Annotated in this window: 20 protein-coding genes and 1 pseudogene; 8 read left to right on the forward strand and 13 right to left on the reverse strand. The window is 70.0% G+C overall.

The window, feature by feature from the left end:
• Positions 1 to 122: 122 nt before the first annotated feature.
• From G3I60_RS08035 to G3I60_RS08055, 5 genes are all read right to left on the reverse strand, one after another.
• Positions 123 to 1,136, reverse strand: a complete 1,014-nt coding sequence (locus G3I60_RS08035) for a LacI family DNA-binding transcriptional regulator (protein ID WP_164292951.1) — start codon at positions 1,134 to 1,136, stop codon at positions 123 to 125.
• A gap of 86 nt (positions 1,137 to 1,222) precedes the next feature.
• The gene (locus G3I60_RS08040; protein ID WP_164292952.1) at positions 1,223 to 2,755 is read right to left on the reverse strand and encodes a carboxylesterase/lipase family protein; all 1,533 of its coding nucleotides are present in this window, start codon (positions 2,753 to 2,755) and stop codon (positions 1,223 to 1,225) included.
• A 198-nt stretch (positions 2,756 to 2,953) separates the two neighbouring features.
• Positions 2,954 to 3,172 (reverse strand): hypothetical protein, encoded by a 219-nt coding sequence (locus G3I60_RS08045; RefSeq protein WP_164292916.1) that lies wholly within the window; start codon positions 3,170 to 3,172, stop codon positions 2,954 to 2,956.
• Between the two features lie 104 nt (positions 3,173 to 3,276).
• Entirely contained in the window at positions 3,277 to 4,587 is a 1,311-nt protein-coding gene (locus G3I60_RS08050) for an MFS transporter (protein WP_164292953.1), read from the reverse strand.
• A gap of 164 nt (positions 4,588 to 4,751) precedes the next feature.
• The gene (locus G3I60_RS08055; protein ID WP_164292954.1) at positions 4,752 to 4,961 is read right to left on the reverse strand and encodes a hypothetical protein; all 210 of its coding nucleotides are present in this window, start codon (positions 4,959 to 4,961) and stop codon (positions 4,752 to 4,754) included.
• Positions 4,962 to 4,971: 10 nt separating this feature from the next.
• Here G3I60_RS08055 and G3I60_RS45225 point away from each other — a divergent pair, with 10 nt between their 5' ends.
• The 3 genes from G3I60_RS45225 to G3I60_RS08065 all read left to right on the forward strand — a co-directional run bounded on the left by G3I60_RS45225 (position 4,972) and on the right by G3I60_RS08065 (position 6,033).
• Positions 4,972 to 5,196 (forward strand): hypothetical protein, encoded by a 225-nt coding sequence (locus G3I60_RS45225; RefSeq protein WP_239069623.1) that lies wholly within the window; start codon positions 4,972 to 4,974, stop codon positions 5,194 to 5,196.
• Positions 5,193 to 5,348 carry a hypothetical protein gene (locus G3I60_RS47045; protein WP_369334863.1) on the forward strand — a complete coding sequence of 52 codons (156 nt, stop codon included), beginning with the start codon at positions 5,193 to 5,195 and terminating at the stop codon, positions 5,346 to 5,348. Before G3I60_RS45225 ends, G3I60_RS47045 begins: the two co-directional genes overlap by 4 nt.
• Before the next feature lie 109 nt (positions 5,349 to 5,457).
• Entirely contained in the window at positions 5,458 to 6,033 is a 576-nt protein-coding gene (locus G3I60_RS08065; protein WP_164292956.1) for a YetF domain-containing protein, read from the forward strand.
• A 220-nt stretch (positions 6,034 to 6,253) separates the two neighbouring features.
• Here the strand turns inward: G3I60_RS08065 and G3I60_RS08075 are convergent, their stop codons facing one another.
• Positions 6,254 to 8,473, reverse strand: coding sequence for an NADP-dependent isocitrate dehydrogenase (locus G3I60_RS08075; protein WP_164292957.1), 2,220 nt, complete (start codon positions 8,471 to 8,473; stop codon positions 6,254 to 6,256).
• A 319-nt stretch (positions 8,474 to 8,792) separates the two neighbouring features.
• Here G3I60_RS08075 and G3I60_RS08080 point away from each other — a divergent pair, with 319 nt between their 5' ends.
• Positions 8,793 to 9,584, forward strand: a complete 792-nt coding sequence (locus G3I60_RS08080) for a trypsin-like serine protease (RefSeq protein WP_138352578.1) — start codon at positions 8,793 to 8,795, stop codon at positions 9,582 to 9,584.
• Between the two features lie 141 nt (positions 9,585 to 9,725).
• Positions 9,726 to 10,592: an Fpg/Nei family DNA glycosylase gene (locus G3I60_RS08085; protein WP_164606930.1), complete on the forward strand. Its 867-nt coding sequence runs from the start codon at positions 9,726 to 9,728 to the stop codon at positions 10,590 to 10,592.
• Positions 10,593 to 10,628: 36 nt separating this feature from the next.
• Here G3I60_RS08085 and chrA read toward each other — a convergent pair whose 3' ends face one another.
• Entirely contained in the window at positions 10,629 to 11,798 is a 1,170-nt protein-coding gene (gene chrA / locus G3I60_RS08090) for a chromate efflux transporter (RefSeq protein WP_343240832.1), read from the reverse strand.
• 322 nt (positions 11,799 to 12,120) lie between these two features.
• Between chrA and G3I60_RS08095 the strand changes: the two genes are divergently transcribed.
• Both G3I60_RS08095 and G3I60_RS08100 read left to right on the forward strand, forming a co-directional pair.
• A complete protein-coding gene (locus G3I60_RS08095; protein ID WP_164606932.1) occupies positions 12,121 to 14,205 on the forward strand; it encodes an APC family permease in 2,085 nt (694 codons plus the stop codon).
• Between the two features lie 695 nt (positions 14,206 to 14,900).
• Positions 14,901 to 15,725, forward strand: coding sequence for an SDR family NAD(P)-dependent oxidoreductase (locus G3I60_RS08100; RefSeq protein ID WP_164292960.1), 825 nt, complete (start codon positions 14,901 to 14,903; stop codon positions 15,723 to 15,725).
• Positions 15,726 to 16,026: 301 nt separating this feature from the next.
• On the opposite strand, the pseudogene G3I60_RS45230 reads toward G3I60_RS08100, so the two are convergent.
• The 6 genes and pseudogenes from G3I60_RS45230 to G3I60_RS08130 all read right to left on the reverse strand — a co-directional run.
• Positions 16,027 to 16,143: pseudogene (locus G3I60_RS45230) on the reverse strand (DNA-binding response regulator); the annotation flags it as partial.
• Between the two features lie 133 nt (positions 16,144 to 16,276).
• Positions 16,277 to 16,942 (reverse strand): potassium-transporting ATPase subunit C, encoded by a 666-nt coding sequence (locus G3I60_RS08110; RefSeq protein WP_164292961.1) that lies wholly within the window; start codon positions 16,940 to 16,942, stop codon positions 16,277 to 16,279.
• 4 nt (positions 16,943 to 16,946) lie between these two features.
• Positions 16,947 to 19,076: a potassium-transporting ATPase subunit KdpB gene (gene kdpB / locus G3I60_RS08115; protein WP_164292962.1), complete on the reverse strand. Its 2,130-nt coding sequence runs from the start codon at positions 19,074 to 19,076 to the stop codon at positions 16,947 to 16,949.
• A complete protein-coding gene (gene kdpA / locus G3I60_RS08120; RefSeq protein WP_138352474.1) occupies positions 19,073 to 20,737 on the reverse strand; it encodes a potassium-transporting ATPase subunit KdpA in 1,665 nt (554 codons plus the stop codon). Before kdpA ends, kdpB begins: the two co-directional genes overlap by 4 nt.
• Positions 20,738 to 20,745: 8 nt before the next feature.
• On the reverse strand, positions 20,746 to 20,835 hold the full coding sequence (kdpF, locus tag G3I60_RS08125; RefSeq protein WP_078075662.1) for a K(+)-transporting ATPase subunit F: 90 nt from the start codon (positions 20,833 to 20,835) through the stop codon (positions 20,746 to 20,748).
• A gap of 460 nt (positions 20,836 to 21,295) precedes the next feature.
• Positions 21,296 to 23,149 carry an APC family permease gene (locus G3I60_RS08130; RefSeq protein WP_164292963.1) on the reverse strand — a complete coding sequence of 618 codons (1,854 nt, stop codon included), beginning with the start codon at positions 23,147 to 23,149 and terminating at the stop codon, positions 21,296 to 21,298.
• 221 nt (positions 23,150 to 23,370) lie between these two features.
• Between G3I60_RS08130 and G3I60_RS08135 the strand changes: the two genes are divergently transcribed.
• Entirely contained in the window at positions 23,371 to 23,874 is a 504-nt protein-coding gene (locus G3I60_RS08135) for a hypothetical protein (RefSeq protein ID WP_239069624.1), read from the forward strand.
• Positions 23,875 to 23,897: the final 23 nt, after the last annotated feature.

Genomic DNA, 23,897 nt, shown 5'->3' on the forward strand with positions numbered 1-23,897 from the left:
ATGCGGGCGCCAGTTGGATCAGTGAATTCCCAAGTCAACGGCGTCTCAGTGAATTCCCAAGTCAACGGCGTCGCGGGCGGAGCCGATCAAGTTGAACGGTCGCCGGACCCAATGATCGGACGCTAGGAGGACGCCCGGTGGATGAGGGTGACGTCCACCGGGTCGACGGGCTCCGCCGTGCCGTGCTCGATCAGCTGCTGGAGGGTCTCGGCGATAACGCCCGGACCCGGCAGGTTGAGGCGGATGGACGTCAGCGGGGGGCGCTGCAGCGAGGCCAGCACCAGATCGTCGGCGCCGACCACGGCCACGTCCTCCGGGACACCGATGCCCACGTCCTGGAAGGCGTGCATCAGCAGCGCCGCGTACTCGTCGTTGTAGGCGAACACCGCGTCGAAGCCCAGCTCCCGCCAGCGCTCCGCCAGCTGGGCCACGGAGTCCTGGGTGTACGCCACCTCCACGGCGGTCACCGTCGCCATGCGCGTGGCCGCGACGCCTTGCGCTCCGGCCAGCCGCGGTTCGGCGAAGGCGCTCAGGCCGCGCTCCTGCGGCATCAGCACGGCGATGTTGCGCCGCCCCCGCGCGACGAGGTGGTCGACGGCGGCGGCGCCGATGTCCGCGTGGTCGAACGCGATGGTGTGCGCACCGGCCAGCGGACGGGCGGCGAACGCCAGCAGCCCGCGGATTCCCGCGCGCTGCAGGAGATCGGCCGCTTCCGGGGTGAAGGAGTCGCCGGAGAGAGCGAACACCGCCGCCGGCCGCAGCTCGGCCCACGCGCGCGCGGCGGTGACGGCGTCGGGGAAGCGGCCGGCATGGAGCACAACCGTGTAACCGCGCCGGTCGAGCTCGCTGTGCAGATCGTCCACCCAATCGCTGACCAGCCTGCCGATCGCCGACACCGATGACGGCATCAGCACCAGATTGCTACGTCCGGCACGCAGCGAACGCGCGGCGGCGTGCGGGACGTAGCCCAGCTGGTCGGCGGCGGTCAGTACCCGGGCGCGGGTGCTCTCGCTGACCCGGTGCGCCTGGGTGTCGTTGAGCACGAAGGACACCGTGGCCCGGGACACCCCGGCCAGGCGCGCCACATCCGCGCTGGTGATGGTCCGTGGCGGCTGAGCGGGAGCGTCCTTGGCCATGACTTCCTTGATCAATTCCCCGGTGGTGCGCCCACGGGCACGTCAGCCCGGAGCACACAGGTTCAGAGATCAGGTTACACGCGTTATCACCGGCTCGCAGAACCGTGCAATCTCCGCGAGTCCCCCGCGAGGTCGGCGGTGGCCGTGATCACGGAGTCGAAACGCATGGTCGTACGGGACTGCTCGTCATAGCGCTCCCAGACTGGCAGCGCCGCATGGTTCGGATCGCCGGTGCGGATGAAGGAGATCCACGCCTGGTGCATGGACGCGGCGAGGCCGTCGCGCGCCGCGGGCCGGATCCCCTCCAGGAAGGGCGCGTGCGACCACTGGTCGAAGTTGTTGAAGGTGAAGGGCAGTTCCAGGCAGTGGGCGGCACCGAGCCGGCCGTCGTGCGCGGGGGTCGGGAAGTCGAATTGGTACACCCACACCGGTCGCCCCTGGGCGGCCCGGCGCTCGGCCAGATCCACGCTCGGCACGCGGAACAGCTCGTCCGAGATCAGATCCATCAGCACGTCCACCGGCCGCGCGCCCGGCCGGGTCGCCGCGTAGGCCGCGTACGCCTCCGCCGCCCCCTCACCGAAGGTGTCCGCCGCCCTGCTGATCACCTCGTCCCGGGTGGCGGCGGCGTACCTCTCGTCGAGCCCGAACCCGAAGTTGGCCTCTTCCCTGGTCCAGCCGATCAGCACGTCGATGTCCGACCCGGCGCCGTTGAGCAGCGTCTCGACGGGGTGCCGGTCCATCGTCGCCTCGTCGATGACGGGCAGGAACGGTGTGGGCCAGTAGCCCCAGCGCATCGTGCGCCCGAACAGTTCCCCGCCCGCCTCGATCAGCCGCGGCCAGGGCACGGCCCGCAGGTCCGCGATTCCCTTGGCGCCGAGGATCTCCTGGTAGACGGTGGTCCGCTCCAGGGCTTCGGCGCGGGTGGGAACGTGCAGGCCGAAGGGCGGGCTCTGCAGGATGGCGCGGTGGAACAGGGTTCTGCCCTCCGGGTGGCCGGCGAGCGCCGCCGTGGAGATGGCGCCGCCCGACTGGCCGGCAACGGTGATGTTGTCGGGGTCGCCGCCGAACTCCGCGATGTTCTCCCGCACCCAGCGCAGCGCGGCGACCTGGTCGGTGAGCCAGAAATTGGCGGACTCCCCGTCCGCGTCCGAGCCGAACGAGAGGTAACCCAGCGGACCGATGCGGTAGTTGATGGACACCACCACAAGGTCGCCGTTGCGCGCGAAGGTCTCACCGGAGTAGTTGGGCAGCGAGCCGGACCCGGAGACGAAGCCGCCGCCGTGGATCCAGACCAGCACCGGCCGGCCGGAGGCGTCGGAGGACGGCGTCCAGACGTTGAGCGTCAGGCAGTCCTCGTCGAAGGGCGGGAAGCCGTGGCCGCCGAGTACCGGGTCACCGCCCTCCATGAACATCTGCGGGGCGCTGGGACCGTAGGCCGTCGCATCCCTCGTTCCGCTCCAGCCCGGGTGCGGCCGCGCCGGGCGCCACCGCAGGTCGCCGATGGGCGGCTCGGCGTACGGCACCCCCTTGAACACCGCGACCCCGCCCTCCGTGCGGCCGCGCAACGTGCCCGTGGACAACTCCACGACGGGCACATCCTGGTCTCCGGCACCAACCATCAGAGGCTTCCTTCCCTGGCGGCCGACGAGCGTCGGCAGAGGCTTGGCAGCTACGGCCGAGGTGCGAAGAGACACGTGTCACTGACATCGCGGCGCGCCACGCACACGCTCGACCTGCTCCCCCTGAGGCTATGCCGCCATTTCGACGATCGTCAACCATCCTGCATATCGTGGGTGGTCCCGCGGTCGTCCGCGTGGTTACAGAGGCGCGGGGGAAGAAGCGCCGGGGATCAGCAGGCGGGGCGTTCCGGCGCCGTCGGCGGGAACGCTCCACAAGTCGGTGGTCCCGCCCGCGCCCGCCTGTGGCTGGTTCTTCTTGTATGCGCGGGAGGCGGCGTGCAGGACCAGTCCGATTCCCAGCCCCGCGAGGAGGAGCACCGCCGTGGCAAGTATGAGCAGGCGGCGCTTTGGCGTCATCGGGATCCTTGCGGATGCCGGGACAGGAGTGGCGGGGAGCTGCGAGGCGACAGAAAGCGTCGGTACACACGTCACCGCGGCGGGCGTCGGTACACGGTGCCGGATCATGCGCGGCCGCCCGGCGGCCGCAGCACCACACCCGCGACGGCCGCGCAGCAGAGCAGGCCCACCGCGGATCCCGCCAGCGCCGGACCGTCTCCCCAGACGGTCCAGGCCGCACCGAAGGCGATCGAGCAGCAGAACCGGGCCAGCGCCTGGCCGGTGCCGACCAGCGCGAGGCCGCTGGCCCGCAACTGCTCGGGCACGATGGCGGCGACCGCGGCCGGCAGCACACCATCGGTCGCGGCGTAGAACATGCCGTGCAGCGCGAGCACGAGATAGGGCAGGGCCGGCAGGTCGGGGGCCCAGAGCAGCAGCGTGTACGCGAGGAGCAGCAGGGCGTGCCCCACAAGGAACACGACGCGCCGCCCGACCCGGTCGGCCAACGTACCGACGGGCACGGCCAGCAGCAGGAACACCGCGGCGGTGCCGAGCGGCATCAGCGGGAACCAGTACTCGCTGATGCCGGTACGGCGTTGCAGCAGCAGATAGACGAAGGCGTCGCTGACGGTGGTGAGGCCGAGCAGGGCGGCGCAGCCGGCGAGCCCGCGCAGCCGCGGCATGCGCAAGAGGCGCAACGCCTCGCGAAGGTCGACGGGTTGCTTGTCCACGACCTCGGCCCCGGCCCGCTCCCCACTCCCGGCCTCGTCCGGTGTCACCGGTTCGGCCTGCCCGGCGCGCACTTTCCCGGGTACGAACAGTATCAGGACCAGCACGCCGAGCACGGCCACGCAGGCGCTGACGCCGAAGACGGCGTCGTAGCCGTCGGTCGCCGCGCGCAGGATCAGGAACGCGGCGATGGGTCCGAGAACCGCGCCGGTGGTGTCCATCGCCCGGTGCACGCCGAAGGCCCGGCCCTGGAACTCCGGTGGCGTGGACAGGGAGATCATCGCGTCGCGCGGGGCGGTGCGCAGCCCCTTGCCCGTGCGCTCCAGCGCGAGCACCACGCCCAGCGGACCCAGGCTGTGCACGAGGAGCAGCAGCGGTTTGCACACCGCGGACAGTCCGTAGCCGAGCCCGGCTATGAGTTTGTGGTTCCGCACCCGGTCGGCGAGGTGGCCGCCCGCCAGTTGGACCAGCGCGCTGACACCGTTGTAGACACCGTCGAGCGCGCCGAAGCCCAGCGGGCTGAGGCCGAGCCCCACGACGAGGTACAGCGGCAGGACGGCGGTGACCATCTCGGAGGAGATGTCGGTGATGAGGCTGACCGCGCCCAGCGCGAACACCACCGAGGAGACCCCGGGGAACCGGCGGCCGCGTGTACGGCCCGGCGTGGTGGTCGCCCCGCTGGGGGCGGAGCGGTCCGCGAGATACATGCTCAGGAGCTCCAGTTGCCGGTGGCGGCGGAATCGGCGGAGGAGTTGCCGGCGCAGCCGAGGCCGTCCATGTACTCGAACGTGCGAATGAGACCTTAATGGTTGTATGTGATGGCGGAGGTGCTTCCCGGAGAACGGGGCATTGAACAGCCGTTAACGGCCGGTCAGCCCTGTCGGCTGCTCTCGTCCCACAGCCACGTTCCGAAGTCCTGCGACCTGATGGCCTTCCTGGATCCCCGGCGGGCCGCGACGGCCGCCGCGATGAAGACGAGGACCCCGAGGATCAGCTTCGGCTCCGCCCGGAGCAGCGCACGGAGATCCGCCTTGCTCGTCGCGCCGAGGGCCGGGAGCGCGGGCCAGGTCACCTCGGTCACCCTGCACAGCGTGGGCGGCACCCGTACCACCGTCCGGGCCGGCGCGTGGAGCCAGGACGTGACCCTGGCCTCCGGCGGGACCACCACCCTGACCCCCACCCCCATGCCGACCGTCTTCACGCTGGTCAACCGCCGCAGCGACAAGGCCATCCACGTACCCGGCGCCTCCACCTCCACCGGTACGGCGCTGATCCGGTACAGCCGCACGGCGGCACGAACCAGCAGTGGACGCTGACCGACGCGGGCGGCGGCTACGTCAAGATCATGAGCCTGCGCAGCGGAAAGCTCCTCGGCGTGGCCGGTGACTCCACCGCCGATCTGGGCGGCCGTCGTGCAGCAGAGCGACACAGGAAGCACGAGCCAGCAGTGGCTGCGGACCGCCGGTGACCGACGGCGCGGCGCACGGGCGTGCGCCGGACCGACGGCGCGTAGCGTGACCCTCTGCGTTGCCGGGCCGGCGGGTCCTGGCGCGCGTCACCGTCCCTGAGGAGTTGTCGTGTGGCATGACCTGATGTCCGTTCAGGTGCCGATCGCGGAGAAGATCGTCCGCACCGTGCTGGTCTACGTCCTGATCCTGGTCCTGTTCCGGCTGGCCGGGAAGCGGGGCCTGGCGAACCTGAACACCTTCGACTTCGTCGTGATCTTCCTGCTGTCCAACGTCGTGCAGAACGCGATCATCGGGCCGGACAACAGTCTGCTCGGCGGGGTGATCGGCGCGTTCACCCTGATCGCCGTCAACTCCGCGGTGAACCGCTGGCTGGCCGGCGACTCCCGGGCGGAGCGGCTGCTGGAAGGAACCCCGACCACCCTCATCGAGGACGGCAAGCTCGTACCGCAGGCCATGCGTGACCTGGCGCTGAGGTCTGCCGAGATCGAGCACGCGGTCCGGATGCAGAACGGTGAGGCGATCGCGGATGTCGCCTCGGGCCGGCTGGAACCGGACGGCCATCTGATCATCACCCTCAAGCCCACCGAGCAGAACGCCACCCGCGGTGACGTCGAGGCCCTGCAGGCCCGCCTGACGACGATCGAGAACCTGCTGAAGGACCTCGCCACGGGCCGCCCCTCGTAGCGGTCGCCCCGCCAGGGCACCACGCGAGATCCTCGAATCCTGGTTCGCCGGTGCGCCCATCCGCGACGAGTACCTCATCGTCGACAAGGGCGCGCTGGCCGGAACGGGCGGCCACTCCTACTCCACCACCACGCCGGCCGCGCGCCGACGTCCGGGAAACACGAAGGCCCGCCGGCCCGGGATCGCTCCCGGGCCGGCGGGCCCCGCCGTGCGTCTCTCGTCAGCCGAGGGTCGCGATGGCGTCGTTGAACGTCTTCGACGGGCGCATCACGGCCGAGGCCTTGGCGTCGTCGGGACGGTAGTAGCTGCCGATGTCGGTCGGCGAACCCTGGACGGCGATGAGCTCGTCGACGATGGTCCGCTCCTGCTCGGCCAGCGTCGCGGCGAGACCCGCGAACGCGCCGGCCAGTTGCGCGTCCTCGGTCTGCTCGGCCAGCTCCTGCGCCCAGTACAGCGCCAGGTAGAAGTGGCTGCCGCGGTTGTCGATGCCACCGAGCTTGCGGCTCGGCGACTTGTCCTCGTTGAGGAACGTGCCGGTCGCCCGGTCGAGGGTGTCGGCGAGGACCTGGGCGCGCGCGTTGCCCGTGGTCTGCGCCAGGTGCTCGAAGCTGACCGCGAGGGCGAGGAACTCACCCAGGCTGTCCCAGCGGAGGTAGTTCTCCTTGAGCAGCTGCTGGACGTGCTTCGGGGCGGAGCCGCCGGCGCCCGTCTCGAACAGGCCGCCGCCGTTGATCAGCGGGACGACGGAGAGCATCTTGGCGCTCGTGCCGAGCTCCAGGATCGGGAAGAGGTCCGTCAGGTAGTCGCGCAGCACGTTGCCGGTGACCGAGATGGTGTCCTCGCCGCGGCGGATGCGCTCCAGGGAGAACGCGGTCGCCTGCTCCGGGGTCATGATCTCGATCTGCAGACCGTCGGTGTCGTGCTCGGGCAGGTACGCCTTGACCTTGGCGATCAGGTTGGCGTCGTGCGCGCGGCCCTCGTCGAGCCAGAACACGGTCGGGTTGCCGGTGGCGCGAGCCCGCTTCACGGCGAGCTTGACCCAGTCGCGGATCGGCACGTCCTTGGTCTGGCACATGCGGAACACATCGCCCGCGCCGACCGTCTGCTCGAGTACGGCGTTGCCGTCGGTGTCGATGACCCGGACGGTGCCGGTGGCCGGGATCTCGAAGGTCTTGTCGTGGCTGCCGTACTCCTCGGCCGCCTGCGCCATGAGGCCGACGTTCGGGACGGAGCCCATGGTCGCCGGGTCGTAGGCGCCGTGCGCGCGGCAGTCGTCGATGACGACCTGGTAGATGCCCGCGTAGCTGCTGTCGGGGATGACGGCGAGGGTGTCGGCCTCCGAACCGTCCGGGCCCCACATGTGGCCGGAGGTGCGGATCATGGCCGGCATCGAGGCGTCGACGATGACATCGCTCGGCACGTGCAGGTTGGTGATGCCCCGGTCGGAGTCCACCATGGCCAGCTCGGGGCCCTCGGCGATCTCGGCCTCGAAGGACGCCTTGATCTTCGCGCCCTCGGGCAGCGACTCCAGGCCCTTGAGGATGCCGCCGAGCCCGTCGTTCGGGCTCAGGCCGGCCGCGGCCAGCGTCTGGCCGTACTCGGCGAACGTCTTCGGGAAGAAGGCCCGCACGACGTGGCCGAAGATGATCGGGTCGGAGACCTTCATCATCGTGGCCTTGAGGTGCACCGAGAACAGCACGCCCTCGGCCTTGGCCCGGGCGACCTGCGCGGTGAAGAACTCACGCAGCGCGGCGACCCGCATGACGGACACGTCCACGACCTCGCCGGCGAGCACGGGTACCGACTCGCGCAGCACCGTGGTGCTGCCGTCGTCACCCACGAGCTCGATGCGCAGCGAGCCGTCCGCGGCGATGACCGTGGACTTCTCGGTGGAGCGGAAGTCGTCGGCGGTCATGTGCGCGACGTTCGTCTTCGAGTCGGCCGTCCACGCGCCCATGCGGTGCGGGTGCGCCTTGGCGTAGTTCTTGACGGACGCGGGCGCGCGGCGGTCGGAGTTGCCCTCGCGGAGCACCGGGTTGACGGCGCTGCCCTTGACCTTGTCGTAGCGGGCGCGGACGTCCCGGTCCTCGTCGGTCTTCGGGTCGTCCGGGTAGTCCGGCAGCGCGTAGCCGATCGACTGCAGCTCGGCGATGGCCGCCTTGAGCTGCGGGATCGAGGCCGAGATGTTCGGCAGCTTGACGATGTTGGCTTCGGGGGTCTTGGCCAGCGTGCCGAGCTCGGCGAGCGCGTCGTCGACCCGCTGGTTCTCCGCGAGACGCTCGGGGAAGCTGGCGATGATGCGGCCGCTGAGCGAGATGTCGCGGGTCTCGACGCGGACGCCCGCGGTCGAGGCATAGGCCTGGATCACCGGCAGAAGCGAATACGTCGCCAAGGCCGGGGCCTCGTCAGTGTGCGTATAGATAATGGTCGAGTCAGTCACCAGTACTCCGCTTCACATCGACAAACGTCTCGACATCAAGATATCTCGTGAGCGCCGCTACCTGAAACCGACCCCCGGGGTCGGGCGGCGACGTGCCGGCCGTGCCGGCTTCCGGGAGCGGACGTCCGTGGCCGAAAAGGCCCACTTGCCGGAGGGTTCGCTCCGCCAGCACACTCACACCGGCACTCTTGCGGCATCCCCCACCTGAACCGGAAGTCCTGCGGTGCCTTCCGGATTCAGAGTTGTCATGCACCTGCCGCTACGTGCCTTCCCCCACACGAGAGGAAGAACGTTGAAGAACTTCCTGAAGCCACTCGGCCTGCACCTCGGCCTGAAGCCACTCAAAAGGTACGCGGCGCTCGGCGCGATCACCCTCGCCGTCTTCAGCCTCCAGCCCCTCAGCGCCCAGGCGACCGCCCCCAGCCCGGAGCCCAGTCCGTCCGTCGTCGGCGGCACCCGCGCGGCGCAGGGCGAGTTCCCCTGGATGGTCCGACTGTCCATGGGCTGCGGTGGCGCGCTGTACACCCAGCAGATCGTCCTCACCGCCGCGCACTGTGTGAACGGCAGCGGCGCGAACACGTCCATCACCGCGACGGCGGGCGTCGTCGACCTGCAGAGCGGCAGCGCCATCAAGGTCAAGTCCACGCGTGTGCTGCAGGCCCCCGGCTACAACGGCAGCGGAAAGGACTGGGCGCTGATCAAGCTCGCCAAGCCCATCAACCTGCCGACCCTGAACATCGCCGGCACGACCGCGTTCAACTCCGGCACGTTCGACATCGCGGGCTGGGGCGCCAGAAGCGAGGGCGGCGGCCAGCAGCGCTACCTGTACAAGGCCAAGGTCCCGTTCGTCAGCGACGCGTCCTGCAGCAGCTCCTACGGCGGCGACCTGATACCCGGCGAGGAGATCTGCGCCGGCTTCACCCAGGGCGGCGTCGACACGTGCCAGGGCGACTCCGGCGGTCCGATGTTCCGCAAGGACAACAACAACCAGTGGATCCAGGTCGGCATCGTCAGCTGGGGCGAAGGCTGCGCGCGAGCCGGGTACCCGGGCGTCTACACCGAGGTGAGCACCTTCGCCTCCGCAATCCAGAGCGCCGCCGCCGGCCTCTGAACATCCCCCCACGTACGGTCCGCCGCCCGCGCGAAGCCACGCGCGGGCGGCACCTGCGGTCCCGGCCCGGTTCGGCGAGGCCGGCCGGGGTGTGTGCCGCCGTATCCGGCCGATCGGGCCGCGCCGGGGCAGACTGAGGACATGCCCGAACTGCCGGAGGTCGAGTCCCTCACCCGCTTCCTGGCCGAACACGTCGTCGGCCGTTCCGTCGCGCGGGTGTACCCGCTCGCCGTCCACGCGCTCAAGACCTACGACCCACCGCCGGGCGCACTCGAAGGCCTCGTCTTCGGGAGCGTGACCCGGCACGGGAAGTTCCTCGACCTCCAGGCAGGGGACCTGCACCTGGTCATCCATCTCGCCCGCGCCGGCTGGGTGCGCTGGAACGACGCCCTGCCGGCGGAGCCGCCGCGCCCCGGCAAAGGCCCGCTCGCCCTGCGGGTGCGACTCACCGAACCCGACGGCGCGGGTTTCGACGTCACCGAGGCCGGCACCAAGAAGCACCTCGCGGTCTACGTCGTACGGGATCCGCAGGACGTACCCGGTATCGCGCGGCTCGGGCCCGACCCCCTCTCCGCGGCCTTCACCCCGGCGGTCTTCGCCGGGCTGCTGAAGGACGACCGCCGCCAGATCAAGGGGCTCCTCCGCGACCAGAGCACGATCGCCGGAATCGGCAACGCCTACTCCGACGAGATCCTGCACACCGCCAAGATGTCGCCGTTCAAACTCGCGGCCAACCTCTCCGAGGACGAGGTGGCCCGGATCTACGCGGCGATCGGCTCGACCCTCGCCGACGCGATCGAGCGGTCCAGCGGGCTGGCCCTGCGGGATCTCAAGAGCGAGAAGAAGAGCGGGCTCCGGGTCCATGGACGGAAGGGCGAACCCTGCCCGGTCTGCGGCGACACCATCCGCGAGGTGTCCTTCAGCGATTCCGCGCTGCAGTACTGCCCCACCTGCCAGACCGGCGGCAACCCCCTCGCGGACCGGCGGATGTCCCGGCTGCTGAAATAGCGGCCGCAGGGAACGCCGCTGAGGCACGGATGGTGGTCAGCCCACCGCCCAGCCGGCCAGCGCCGCCGCCACGCCGAGCGCTCCTGCTCCCAGCAGCGCGCTGACCACTCCATGCCGGGCAGCCAGCAGCCAGAGGGCTGCTGCCGCCAGCACGGCGTACTGCCAGCCGTTCCGCAGGGCCAGGGAGAGCGGGATCGCTGAGCCGGCGATGGCCCCGATCACAGCGGGGCCGGCGCCGGTGAAGAACGCCTGCACCCGCTCGCTGGAGCGCAGGCCGTCGAAATGCCGCCCGCCGAGGATCACGAACAGGAACGACGGGGCGAACGCCACCGAGGCGGCCAGCAGACCACCCCACACTCCACCGGCCGCGTACCCGACCACGGCGACGGTCTGCACGACCGGGCCCGGGGTGATCTGGCCGAGGGCGACGGCGTTGAGGAACTGGCTGTCGGTCATCCAGTGGTAATGGTCGACGGCGTCCGCCTGCATCAGCGGAATGATGACGAACCCTCCGCCGTACGACAGAGCTCCCACCTTGAGCGCCACCCAGGCCAGCGCCACCATTCCCCCGCCGAGCACCGGAGCAGCAGCCACTACCGGCCACGACGCGACGCGTCGGCCGAAGCGCCGGCCGCGGGCGCGTACGGCGATCTCCACCAGACCCGCCGCGAGCAGGACCAGCACGAGCCATGGCCCCGTCAGAGCGGCAGCGGCCGCGCCCGCCAGCGCGTACCCGAGCCAGCGGGCACGGGCGGAACGTGCCTTCCCCGCACGCTTCCAGCTGCCGGGAGCCAACGACCAGGCCGCGTGCACGGCAACGGCGGCGACGGCGGAACCGGCCCCGGCGGCCGCCCCGAGCACCCACAGCGGCGGGTTCCCGGACAGGAACAGCGCGGCAAGGGCCAGGATCAGCGCGAGGCCCGGCAGGATGAAACTCAGACCGCCGACCAGCGCGCCGGGGAGGCCGCGCAGGCGCCAGGCGGTGAGGATCGCCAGCTGTGTGGAGGCAGGGCCCGGCAACAGGTTCGTCGCGGTGATGGAATCCTCGAACTCCTCCGCCGGGATCCAGTTGCGGCGCTCCACACACAACTGCCGCAGGAGAGAGATGTGGGTCGGTGGTCCGCCGAAGCCGATACAGCCGATCCGACCCCACTCCCGCCCGATCGTGACCAGCCCCACCCGGCCCGTACCCGTGCTCCGGTCCACGCTCCGGTCCGCCCTCACTCGTCGCTCGTTCCTTACGTCATCGGCTCGTACGGCGCCGTGACCCTATAGGACCCCGGTGACGTCGAGGTGCCGCACTTCCGTGCTGGGTCGGACCGGCGACGGGCGCGACGCGGCGAGCCGTATGGATTTCGTTAAGACTGGTGAGCGACAAGCAGTGGCACTCGGGTCGGCCCGATGACCTCCGGAAGACGTATTCCCCTGCTCTGTACGGCAGTTGGCGGCACATCCCATCGGATCACGGGCTCTGCGGCGCCCTGTCCGCCGCCATCCGGACCGCCGGACGGCCCTTACGCTCCCCCGCGTGGCGAGAATCGTGGATGGAATCAAGCGGGTAGTCATCGGGCGGGCGTTGCCGAGCGAGGGGTTGCAGGAGACGCTGCTGCCCAAGCGGCTGGCGCTGCCGATCTTCGCGTCGGACCCGCTGTCGTCGGTCGCGTACGCCACGCAGGAGATCCTGCTGGTCCTCACCCTCGGCGGGCTGGCCTTTCTCCATCTGACGACCTGGGTGGCGATAGCCGTGGTCGGCCTGATGGCCGTCGTGGTGCTCTCCTACCGGCAGGTCGTGCACGCGTACCCGTCCGGCGGCGGATCGTACGAGGTGGTCGCCACCAACCTCGGCCCCTCCGCGGGGCTGGTCGTCGCCGCGTCATTGCTCGTCGACTACGTGATGACCGTCGCGGTGTCCGTCGCCTCCGGCGTCGACAACATCATCTCCGCGGTGCCCTCGCTCAACGACTACCGCACCGCCATGGCCGTGGGGTTCGTGGCTCTGCTGGCGGCCGTGAACCTGCGCGGCGTGCGCGAGTCCGGCCGGGCGTTCGCGGCGCCCACGTACCTGTTCGTCGCGGGCGTGCTGATCATGTGTGCCACCGGGCTGTTCCGCTGGCTGGTCGGCGACGCCCCGGTGGCGGAGTCCGCCGCCTACGGCGTCACCGCGGCCCCCGGTAACAGCAATCTGACCGGTCTCGCACTGCTGATGCTGGGGCTGCGGGCGTTCTCCAGCGGCTGCACCGCCCTCACCGGTGTCGAGGCGATCTCGAACGGCGTGCCCGCGTTCCGCAAGCCCAAGTCGCGCAACGCGGCCTCCACCATGACCGCGATGGGCCTGATCGCCGTCGTGATGTTCTCCGGCATCACCGCCCTCGCGATGATCGCGAAGGTGCACATCACCGAGGACACCTGCCGTCTCACGGGCTTCGCCGGGGACTGCGCGACCACCCCGCAGCGCACCGTCATCGCCCAGCTGGCCGCCGCGATCTTCGGCGGCGATCACAGCTTCGGCTTCTTCTTCATCCAGGCCGCCACCGCCCTGGTGCTGGTGCTGGCCGCCAACACCGCGTTCAACGGATTCCCGCTGCTCTCGTCGATCCTGGCGCAGCACCGCTACCTGCCCCGTCAGCTGCACACCCGCGGTGACCGGCTCGCGTTCTCCAACGGCATCGTCGCGCTGGCCGTCGTCGCCGGTGGCCTCCTCTGGGTGTTCGACGCGTCGGTCACCAACCTCATCCACCTGTACATCCTGGGTGTCTTCACCTCCTTCACGCTGTCGCAGACCGGCATGGTCCGGCACTGGAACCGTGCCCTGCGCGATGAGCCCGACCCCGCGCAGCGGCGCCGGCACCAGACCGCCCGGCTGATCAACGGGCTCGGGGCGTTCGTCACGGGTCTGGTGCTGGTCATCGTGCTGCTGACGAAGTTCATGCAGGGCGCGTACCTGGCCGTGATCGCCGCGGTGGCGTTGTGGCTGATGATGCGCGGCATCCGGCGGCACTACGACAGAACCGCCGCCGAGCTGGCGGTCACCGACCCGACGGACGAGACGGTGCTGCCCGCGCGCGTGCATGCCGTCGTGCTGGTCTCGAAGGTCCACAAACCGACGCTGCGGGCCCTCGCCTACGCCCGCGCCTGCCGCCCCGACACCCTCGAAGCGCTCACCGTCTCGGTCGACCGCGACGAGGCCAAGGTCCTCCAGGACCAGTGGGACGCCTTCGGGATCGAGGTGCCGCTGAAGACGTTGGCGTCGCCGTACCGGGAAGTGACCCGCCCGGTCGTGGAGTACGTACGGTCGCTCAACCGCACCAGCCCCCGCGATGTGATCAGTGTCTTCATCCCCGAGTACGTCGTCGGGCACTGGTGGGAGAACCTGCTGCACAACCAGTCCGCGCTGTGGCTCAAGAGCCGGCTGCTGTTCACCCCTGGCGTCATGGTCATCAGCGTGCCCTGGCAGCTGAGCTCGTCCGAACACCGGCCGCAGCGCCCGACCCGCCGCGCCCCCGGCTCCGTCCGCCGCGGCGAACCCCGCCTCACCCCCTGGGCGAACCACCCCGACCCCGCCGACGACCCCGCCGCCGAACCCGACCGGGCCCCGCACGTCGACACCCACTGACCGCCGGCCACGCGCCACCTGAGCACGACGAACTGCCCCGGGCCCACCGGCGAGATCAACCGGTCCGGGGCAGTTCGCTGTTCCGGTGCCTGCGCTGGGCCGCCACAGGGAAGGTGGTGGCGGCCCAGCAGGGTCCCGCCCGGCCTGACGGCCGGCGTTCGACGGTGCGACGGCTTCTCCGTGCTGTGTGTGCGCCCGGGACGGTGCCCCCGAGCCGTCGCCGTGCGACGTACCGGCCGCGATGGTCTCTGTCATGTCCGCGGCCCTCCAGCTTCACATCACGAACGGCCGACGACCGTTCCCGAACAGAGCCTCAACCCCGACATCGGTCACGTACACGGTTCTTGATACGCCTATGACAGCGCACCGTCGATTCTTGACGCCGGGCTGACGCATCCTCCGAAAGCGCTGTCAGGAGACCGTCAGGGTTCCGCCGCTCCCCTTGAGTCCGGGCTCCGCAGTCTCCTTGGATGGAGACGTGAACAGCTGCCTGCGCCATGACGACCGGCCACCGCATACGGTGCCGCCGGCTGCGCCCTGTTCACCTCCGGTGCGCTGACGCACTTTCCCCGTCACCGCCCATCGCTCAACGAGCCCGGTGGCGCGTTTCCCGGCACCTCTGTGCCGTCCCGCTCTCCTGAGCCCTGTTCCACAACCAATCCGTAAACCCGCAATCCCGCATCCCGGAGTGGATCATGTCTTCACCCGTCTCACCCGTCCGCCGCACCGCGCTCGTCACCGGCGCCACCTCCGGTATCGGCTGGGAGACCGCCGGGCTGCTCGCCGAACAGGGCAGCACCGTCATCGTGCACGCGCCGGACCTCACCTCCGGGCAGCAGGCCGTCACCCGGCTGGTGGCCGCCGGCGTCGCGGCGTCCCGGCTGGACCTCGTGGTGGCGGACTTCTCCCGGCTGGAGGACGTGCGGGCGATGGCCGCCAAGGTCGCGGACGCGCATCCCGTACTGGACGTGCTGGTGAACAACGCGGCGGTCGCCGCCCCCGAGCGCCACACGATGACGCCCGACGGCAACGAGATCGCCTTCCAGGTCAACTTCCTCGCGGCATTCCTCCTCACCCGCGAACTGACCGGGCCGCTGACCGCCCGGCCCGGCAGCCGCGTCGTCAACGTGTCGTCGTCCATGCACCGCACGGCGTCCATCGCCTGGAACGACCTGAACCGGTCCCGCCGTTACTCCCGGCTGGCCGCCTACGCCCAGTCCCAGCTCGCGCTGACGATCTTCGCCAGGGCGGGCGCGGGATCGGACGCCGGATGCACCTCCGTCAGCGTGCACCCGGGCATCTGCGATACCGCCCTGCTGCCGCTGTACGCGCACGAGGGCGACTCGTCCGCCGAGGGCGCCTCCCGCGTGGTCCGGCTGTGCGACCCCGCGACCGAGCTCGTACCCGGCGCCTACTACGACCGCACCGCGATCTCGCCCGCCGCGCCCGTCGCGATGGAGGACCGCACCGTCCGCCGGCTGTGCAAGGTCGCCGACCAGTTGGTCGGCCGGACCGGCTGAACCACCCACACCCCGAACCGAGGCGGTACATGTCCAAGCGCGCCCGTAAGAAGAAGGCCCGCCGCAAGAAGAAGGCCAATCACGGCAGGAAGCCCAACGGCCGTTGAGACGAGGGCGGTGCGGTTCCCGTGGGGGGGGATCCGCACCGCCCTTCCCGGCCCTCCTGCGCACCTGTCGGCGCGTAGGAGGGGCACGGACCACCAGCTCGCGCCACCATCACGTACCGTGGAACGGAACCCCGAACCCCGTGAGTGAGCTGTCCTGCCATGCCCTCCTGGCCTCCGGGCCCTGGGTGGACTGGTTCCCTGGCGGTTCCCCCGCTGGGTGCCGTGTCGACCTCGTACTTGCGTGCCTTCAGATTCATCTCGAGAGCCCGCACGAGCTGTGGTTCGTCCTCCACCACCAGCACCCGGGTCATCGGTGTGCCGCCTTCCTGTCGTGCGTGAGGGAGCGTCTGCCGGAACGCGGCGGGTCTGCGGCCCGAGAGAGATGTCTCGGGCCGCAGACCTCCGGCCGCGCCGGCCTTGCCCGGCGTATCCGCTGTAACGCGATCAATGCGCGATGAGCGCTTTGAGGGCGATGTTGAGCTTCAGGACGTTCACCCGCGGCTCACCGATGAAGCCGAGGATCCGGCCGTCGGTGTTGTCCGCCACCAGCTTCTCGACCTGCTGGGCGTCGAGCTTGTTGAGCGCGGCGACCCGGTGGACCTGGAGCTCGGCGTACTCGGGCGAGATCTGCGGGTCGAGGCCGGAGCCGGAGGAGGTGACGGCGTCGGCCGGCACGTCCGAGGGCTTGACCTTGAAGTCCGCCGTGGAGTTGTCCTTGACGACGGCGGCCTTGGCCTCCGTCACCCACTTGATCAGGTCCGCGTTGTCGCCGGAGCGGTTGGTGGCCCCGGAGAGGATGAGCGAGTACTGGGTGTTGACGGAGTTGGTGCCCAGTCCGTTGGACGGCCGCGGCTGGAACCACTTCAGGTCGGGCGCGGGAGTCTCCTCGCCGTTCTTCAGCGGAAGGTTGTAGGTCTGTCCGATGAGGCTGGAACCGACGACCTTGCCGCCGTCCTTGATCTCCGAACCGTTGGCCTTGTTGTGGAACAGGCCCTGGGCCATGCCGGTGATCAGGAGCGGGTAGAGCACGCCGCAGACCAAGGTCAGGACGAGCAGCGCGCGCACCCCGGCTCCGAACAACCGCACGGTGTTTCCAAATGAGTTGTTCACGACGTCACCCGATGCCAGGGATGAGGGAGATGAGCAGGTCAATGATCTTGATGCCGATGAACGGGGCGATCAGGCCGCCGAGTCCGTAGACGGCCAGGTTGCGGCGGAGCATCTTGTCGGCGCCCATCGGCTTGTACCGCACGCCCCGGAGGGCGAGGGGCACCAGCGCGATGATGATCAGCGCGTTGAAGATGACGGCGGACAGGATCGCCGACTGCGGGCTGTGCAGGCCCATGATGTTGAGCTTGTCCAGGCCGGGGTAGGCGACCGCGAACATGGCGGGGATGATCGCGAAGTACTTCGCGACGTCGTTGGCGATGGAGAACGTCGTCAGCGCGCCACGGGTGATCAGCAACTGCTTGCCGATCTCCACGATCTCGATGAGCTTGGTGGGGTTGGAGTCCAGGTCCACCATGTTCCCGGCCTCCTTGGCGGCCGAGGTACCGGTGTTCATCGCCACGCCCACGTCCGCCTGTGCCAGCGCGGGAGCGTCATTGGTGCCGTCACCGGTCATCGCGACGAGCTTGCCGCCCGCCTGCTCCCGCTTGATCAGCGCCATCTTGTCCTCAGGAGTCGCCTCCGCGAGGAAATCGTCGACGCCGGCCTCCTCGGCGATCGCCTTGGCCGTCAGCGGGTTGTCGCCGGTGATCATGATGGTCTTGATGCCCATCCGGCGCAGCTCGTCGAACCGCTCCCGCATGCCCTCCTTGACGACGTCCTTGAGGTGGATGACGCCCAGTACGCGGGCGCCCTCGGTGTCCTCGACGGCGACGAGCAGCGGCGTACCGCCGGCCTGGGAGATCGCGTCGGTGAGCGTCCGGGCGTCCTTGGCGACGACTCCGCCGCGCTCGTTGATCCAGGCGATGACCGAACCGGCCGCGCCCTTGCGGACCTTGCGGCCGTCCACGTCCACACCCGACATGCGGGTCTGGGCGGTGAACGCGACCCAGTCGGCGCCCTTCAGTTCGCCCTGCTGCCGTTCGCGCAGCCCGTACTTCTCCTTCGCCAGCACGACGATGGAGCGGCCTTCCGGCGTCTCGTCGGAGAGTGAGGAGAGCTGAGCGGCGTCGGCGAGCTCGGCGTCCGTGGTGCCCTGGACGGGTACGAACTCCGACGCCTGGCGGTTGCCCAGGGTGATGGTGCCGGTCTTGTCGAGCAGCAGCGTGGAGACGTCGCCGGCGGCCTCGACGGCACGGCCCGACATCGCCAGCACGTTGCGCTGCACCAGCCGGTCCATACCCGCGATGCCGATCGCCGACAGCAGCGCGCCGATGGTCGTCGGGATGAGGCAGACGAGGAGCGCGACCAGCACGATCATCGACTGCTTCTGGCCGGCGTAGATCGCGAACGGCTGGAGCGTGACGACCGCGAGCAGGAAGACGATCGTGAGCGACGCCAGCAGGATGTTCAGCGCGATCTCGTTCGGCGTCTTCTGCCGGGAGGCACCTTCGACCAGGGCGATCATCCGGTCGATGAACGTCTCGCCCGGCTTCGTCGTGATCTTGATGACGACGCGGTCGGAGAGCACCTTCGTGCCACCGGTCACCGCGCAGCGGTCACCGCCGGACTCCCGGATGACCGGGGCCGATTCGCCGGTGATGGCCGACTCGTCGACGCTCGCGACGCCCTCGACGACGTCCCCGTCACCGGGGATGACGTCGCCGGCCTCGCAGACCACCAGGTCACCGATGCGCAGCTCGGCACCGGGAACGCTCTCCTCCACGCCGCCGTTGAGCCGCCGCGCGACGGTGTCGGTCTTGGCCTTGCGCAGGGTGTCGGCCTGCGCCTTGCCGCGGCCCTCGGCCACCGCCTCCGCCAGGTTGGCGAAGATCGTGGTGAGCCAGAGCCAGGCGGCGATGGCCCAGCCGAACCAGTCGCCCGGGTTGGTGAACGCGAAGATCGTGCTCAGCACGGAGCCGATCTCGACCACGAACATCACGGGGGACTTGACCATCACCCGCGGGTCGAGCTTGCGGACCGCGTCCGGGAAGGACCTGATCAGCTGCTTGGGGTCGAACAGGCCCCCACCGACGCGTGCGCCGTCGGGCTGGTGACCGGTGGGCACATCGTGGTGCGGGGCACGGGTCGGAGTGACAGTGGACATCGAGTCCTCTTGCTTCAGACGAGTGGTCATGACCCCAGCCCCTCGGCGAGCGGCCCCAGCGCCAGCGCGGGGAAGTAGGTCAGGCCAGTGACGATGATGATCGTGCCGACCAGCAGCCCGGTGAAGAGCGGCTTGTGGGTGCCCAGGGTGCCCGCGGTGGCCGGGACCGGCTTCTGCTCGGCGAGCGAGCCGGCCAGCGCCAGCACGAACACCATCGGCAGGAACCGGCCGAGCAGCATCGCGAGCCCGATCGTGGTGTTGAACCACTGGGTGTCGGCGTTGAGCCCGGCGAAGGCCGAGCCGTTGTTGTTGGCGCCCGAGGTGTACGCGTACAGGATCTCGGAGAAGCCGTGCGCGCCCGAGTTCGTCATCGACGTCATCGGGGTCGGCAGCGCCATGGCGGCGGCGGTGAAGCACAGCGCCAGCGCCGGGGTAATGAGGATGTAGCACGCCGCGAACTTGATCTCGCGGGTGCCGATCTTCTTGCCCAGGTACTCGGGGGTGCGCCCCACCATCAGGCCCGCGATGAACACCGCGATGATGGCCATGATCAGCATGCCGTAGAGGCCGGAGCCGACACCACCGGGAGCGATCTCGCCGAGCTGCATGCCCAGCATGGTGATGCCGCCGCCGAAGCCGGTGAACGAGGAGTGGAACGAGTTCACGGCGCCGGTCGAGGTCAGTGTGGTCGCCACCGCGAAGATCGACGAGCCGCCGACACCGAACCGGGTCTCCTTGCCCTCCATCGCACCACCGGCGATGTTGAAGGCCGGGCCGCCGTGGTGGAACTCGGTCCACATCATCAGCGCGGTGAAGCCGATCCAGATCGTCACCATCGTGGCGAGGATCGCGTAGCCCTGCTTGACGCTGCCGACCATCTTGCCGAAGGTGCGGGTGAGCGCGAAGGGGATGACGAGGATCAGGAAGATCTCGAAGAGGTTCGAGATGCCGTTCGGGTTCTCGAAGGGGTGCGCCGAGTTGGCGTTGAAGTAGCCGCCACCGTTGGTGCCCAGCTCCTTGATGGCCTCCTGGGAAGCCACCGCGCCGCCGTTCCACTGCTGCGAGCCGCCCATGAACTGGCCGACACCGTGGATACCGGAGAAGTTCTGGATCGCGCCGCAGGCGACCAGCACGATCGCGCCGATCACCGCGATCGGGATCAGGATGCGTACGGTGCCGCGCACCAGATCGGCCCAGAAGTTGCCGAGCTCACCGGTGCGGGAGCGGGCGAAGCCGCGTACCAGGGCCACCGCCACGGCGAGGCCGACGGCCGCCGAGACGAAGTTCTGCACCGCGAGGCCGCCGGTCTGTACGACGTGGCCCATGGCCTGCTCGCCGTAGTACGACTGCCAGTTGGTGTTCGACACGAAGGACGCGGCGGTGTTGAACGCCTGGTCCGGGTCGATCGCGGAGAAGCCGAGCGAACCGGGCAGGCTGCCCTGGATCCGCTGCATCACGTAGAGGAAGAGGACGCTCGCCGCGGAGAAGGCGAGGACACCGCGCAGGTACGCGGGCCAGCGCATCTCGGTGGACGGGTTGGCGCCGATGGCCTTGTAGATCCACTTCTCGACCCGCAGGTGCTTGTCGGAGGAGTAGACGCCGGCCATGAAGTCGCCGAGCGGACGGTATGCCAGTGCGAGCGCGGCTATCAGCGCGAGCATCTGGAGCACACCGGCGAGGACGGGGCTCATATCTGGACTCAGAACCTCTCCGGGTAAAGAAGGGCGAGGACGAGGTAGCCCAGGAGGGCGACGGCCACGACGAGGCCGACGATGTTCTCGGCGGTCACAGCTTTGCCACCCCCTTGGCGATGAGAGCCACCAACGCGAACACCGCGATCGTGGTGACGACGAAGGCCATGTCGGCCATCGTGTGCTCCTAGAAGAGTCGGAATCTCTGACCCTCTGAGCAAACCTCCTGAACAGGCCGCTTCGTCTTTCGTTGATGCGTCCCTTACGGCCACTGGCACGCTTTTGACGCCTCTCTTACGCACCCGGCCTCACCTGCGGAAAAGCCGGTGCCGAGGGCTGCGCACGCCGGATTCCGGACGCCTGCTCCACCGCTGGGGCGCCCCGCTCCACTGCGCGATCCTGACGTGTCCCTGAGGCGCCGGCGGTGGCCGTCGGGCCGGGCCCTGGTCAAACGCACCGGTCCGGCCGCCACCGACACCGCGGTCCGGCCACTGCTGCAGTTCACGGTGGCGGACGGGCGGGTGGTGGAGATCTCCTCACCGGTTCCCGCGTGGTGGCTCACTGGTCGTCCGGGGCCGCCAGACGGAAGCGGAGCCGGCAGATGACGGCGTCCGTGTCACGACGGACGGCGTGGGCGACGACCGCGCCGCGCTGGTTCTGCAGCAGGCGCTGCCACATGTGGGCGGGCTCCACCTCCGGGATGAGGACCGTGATCCGGGTGCCGGGCTGGTCGGCGGCCATCCGACGGACGAGGGCGGCGACGGGGCGGCCGACGGAACGCGTGGGGGACGGCAGGTCGCGCAGTTCGACGCCGGGCGACCACAGCGCCCAGTCGCGGTGCAGGGCCTCGGTGCGTTCGCGGTCGTCGGGGTCGGTGACGGTGACCGCGATGACCTCGTCGCCCAGGGAGACTGCGGCGGTCAGCGCCTCGCTGGTGAGACGGGACAGCGACGCCACCGGGACGATGATCACGGACCGGTCGCGGTGCGGGGCGTCGGGAATGAATCCCAGGCCCAGCCGGCCGGCGATGCGGACATAGGCGCGGTGGACCGCCTCGAAGAGCAGGACGAGGAGCGGCAGCGCCAGCACGATCATCCAGGCGCCCTCGGTGAACTTGACCGACGTGGTGATCACCGCGGCGACACCGGTCAGCACCGCCCCGAAACCGTTCAGCGCGGCCTTCGCCCGCCACCCCGGCGATCGCTCCGCGCGCCAGTGGCGCACCATGCCGGTCTGGCAGATGGTGAAGCCGACGAACACTCCGATCGCGAAGAGCGGCACGAGCGTGTTGGTGTCACCGCCCGAGAACGCCAGCAGCAGCGCGGAGACGGCGGCGAGCGCCAGCACGCCGTGCCGGTGGACCTGACGGTCGGCCTTGAGGCCGAAGACGTGCGGGAGGAAGTTGTCCCGGGCCAGCAGGCCCATCAGCACGGGCAGCCCGCCGAACGAGGTGTTCGCGGCGAGCGCGAGCAGCACGACGGTCGCGAACTGGACGACGTAGAAGGCCCAGTTGTGGCCGAGCGAGGCGTCGGCGAGCTGGGCGAGTACGGTCACGCCCTCGACCGGCTGGAGGTGGAAGCGGCCGATGAGGACCGACAGGCCGATCAGCATGACGCCGAGCAGCCCGCCCAGCGCCACCTCGGTGCGCTGGGCGCGCTTGCGCGCCGGAGCACGGAAGGACGGGACGGCGTTGGCGACGGCCTCGACGCCGGTCAGGGCGGAGCACCCCGCCGCGAACGCCTTCATCAGGAGCAGCGCGCCGACCGTGGTCGCGTTGGCGCCCAGCGCGGAGGCGTGGCCGGCCGCGGCCTCGGTGCTGGCGGGGGCGTCCCGGAACAGCCCGACGACGATGATCGTGAGGATGGAGCCGACGAAGACCGCGGTGGGGATGATGAACGCCCGGGCCGAGTCGACGATGCCGCGCAGGTTGACGGCGGTGACGAGAACCAGGACCGCCAGGCAGATCCACACCCGGTCGCCGTACAGGGCGGGGAACGCCGAGGTGAGTGCGGCCACTCCGGCGGTCACCGACACGGCCACGTTCAGGACGTAGTCCAGGATCAGGGAGGCCGCCGTCACCAGGCTGGTACGCCGCCCCAGGTGCCGCTTGGCGACCGCGTACGAGCCGCCGCCGTCCGGGAAGGCCGCGATCACCTGGCGGTAGGAGGCGACAAGGACGGCCAGCAGGCCGGCTATCGCGAGGGTGACGGGAAGGGTGAACCCGAGCCCGTACCCGCCCGCCGCGGCCAGCACCAGGACGATGGCCTCGGGGCCGTACGCCACCGACGCCATCGCGTCCAGCGACAGGGCGGCCAACCCTTGCAGCGCGGTCAGCTTGTGCTGCTCCTGAGCTGGGTCCGGGGGTTCCCCGTCGGATGCCTCGAGAGTCGGCTCGCTGGTCAGAACGGACATCGTGGTCGTACCTCCATGGTGTGGATACCCAGCGTGGAGGCGGCTCGCGGAGCCGATGCGCGGTTCGTACGCGGTCCTGACGCCGAACGGCGCCTTCTTGACGCTTTCCTGTCACCGTTCTTCACCCCCGCCATCAGAGGACCGTCAAGAGCCCAGGGGCCCGCGTCAGCGATGTGTCAACGGCCGCTGTCGGCGCCGCGGCCGCTCCTACCGTCTGCCGCATGGGACGCGCAGACGAAGCCGAGGACGTACTGGCCCACGACCGGACCTGGGAGGGCGAGGCGTTCACCGCGCTGTCCTCCTCGGCGGCGGTCCTCGCGCTGCTGCTGGTCATGGACTGGGGGTCGGGCGGGCTCGACACGACCCGCGCCGTGCTGTGGACCGCGCTGGCGGCGCTGCTCTACGTCATCCTCCATCCGCCCCGGGTGACCGCGGGCCACGGATGGCTGGCGGTCGGCGGACCGCTGCGCGAACAGCGCGTCAGCACCGACTGCCTGGTATCGGTGCGCCGCATCGACGGCGTCGCCACCCGCCTCGTGCTGCGCGACGTGTACGGCAACCGCGTGGAGTTCAACCCGAAGGTGCTCGCCACCAATCCGGCCCTGTGGCTGCTGGTCAACGCGGGGGCGTGCCGCTCCTGGGAGAGCGGCACGCTGCTCTGTGGCTGGACCGAGGTGGAGGCCATGGCGGCGCGGTACGGAGTGGGCCCGTCGCTGAGTGCGTGAATCCGGCCGAACCGGTGACGTGA

The organism is Streptomyces sp. SID13666 (genome assembly GCF_010548325.1).
Taxonomy (GTDB): Bacteria; Actinomycetota; Actinomycetes; order Streptomycetales; family Streptomycetaceae; genus Actinacidiphila; species Actinacidiphila fildesensis.

What these genes read in the sequence shown, in the direction of transcription:
- G3I60_RS08035 (WP_164292951.1), bottom strand. Translation starts at nt 1,136, where the DNA reads ATGGCCAAGGACGCTCCCGCTCAGCCGCCACGGACCATCACCAGCGCG.
- G3I60_RS08040 (WP_164292952.1), bottom strand. Translation starts at nt 2,755, where the DNA reads ATGGTTGGTGCCGGAGACCAGGATGTGCCCGTCGTGGAGTTGTCCACG.
- G3I60_RS08045 (WP_164292916.1), bottom strand. Translation starts at nt 3,172, where the DNA reads ATGACGCCAAAGCGCCGCCTGCTCATACTTGCCACGGCGGTGCTCCTC.
- G3I60_RS08050 (WP_164292953.1), bottom strand. Translation starts at nt 4,587, where the DNA reads ATGTATCTCGCGGACCGCTCCGCCCCCAGCGGGGCGACCACCACGCCG.
- G3I60_RS08085 (WP_164606930.1), top strand. Translation starts at nt 9,726, where the DNA reads ATGCCCGAACTGCCGGAGGTCGAGTCCCTCACCCGCTTCCTGGCCGAA.
- G3I60_RS08100 (WP_164292960.1), top strand. Translation starts at nt 14,901, where the DNA reads ATGTCTTCACCCGTCTCACCCGTCCGCCGCACCGCGCTCGTCACCGGC.
- kdpB (WP_164292962.1), bottom strand. Translation starts at nt 19,076, where the DNA reads ATGACCACTCGTCTGAAGCAAGAGGACTCGATGTCCACTGTCACTCCG.
- kdpA (WP_138352474.1), bottom strand. Translation starts at nt 20,737, where the DNA reads ATGAGCCCCGTCCTCGCCGGTGTGCTCCAGATGCTCGCGCTGATAGCC.
- G3I60_RS08130 (WP_164292963.1), bottom strand. Translation starts at nt 23,149, where the DNA reads ATGTCCGTTCTGACCAGCGAGCCGACTCTCGAGGCATCCGACGGGGAA.
- G3I60_RS08135 (WP_239069624.1), top strand. Translation starts at nt 23,371, where the DNA reads ATGGGACGCGCAGACGAAGCCGAGGACGTACTGGCCCACGACCGGACC.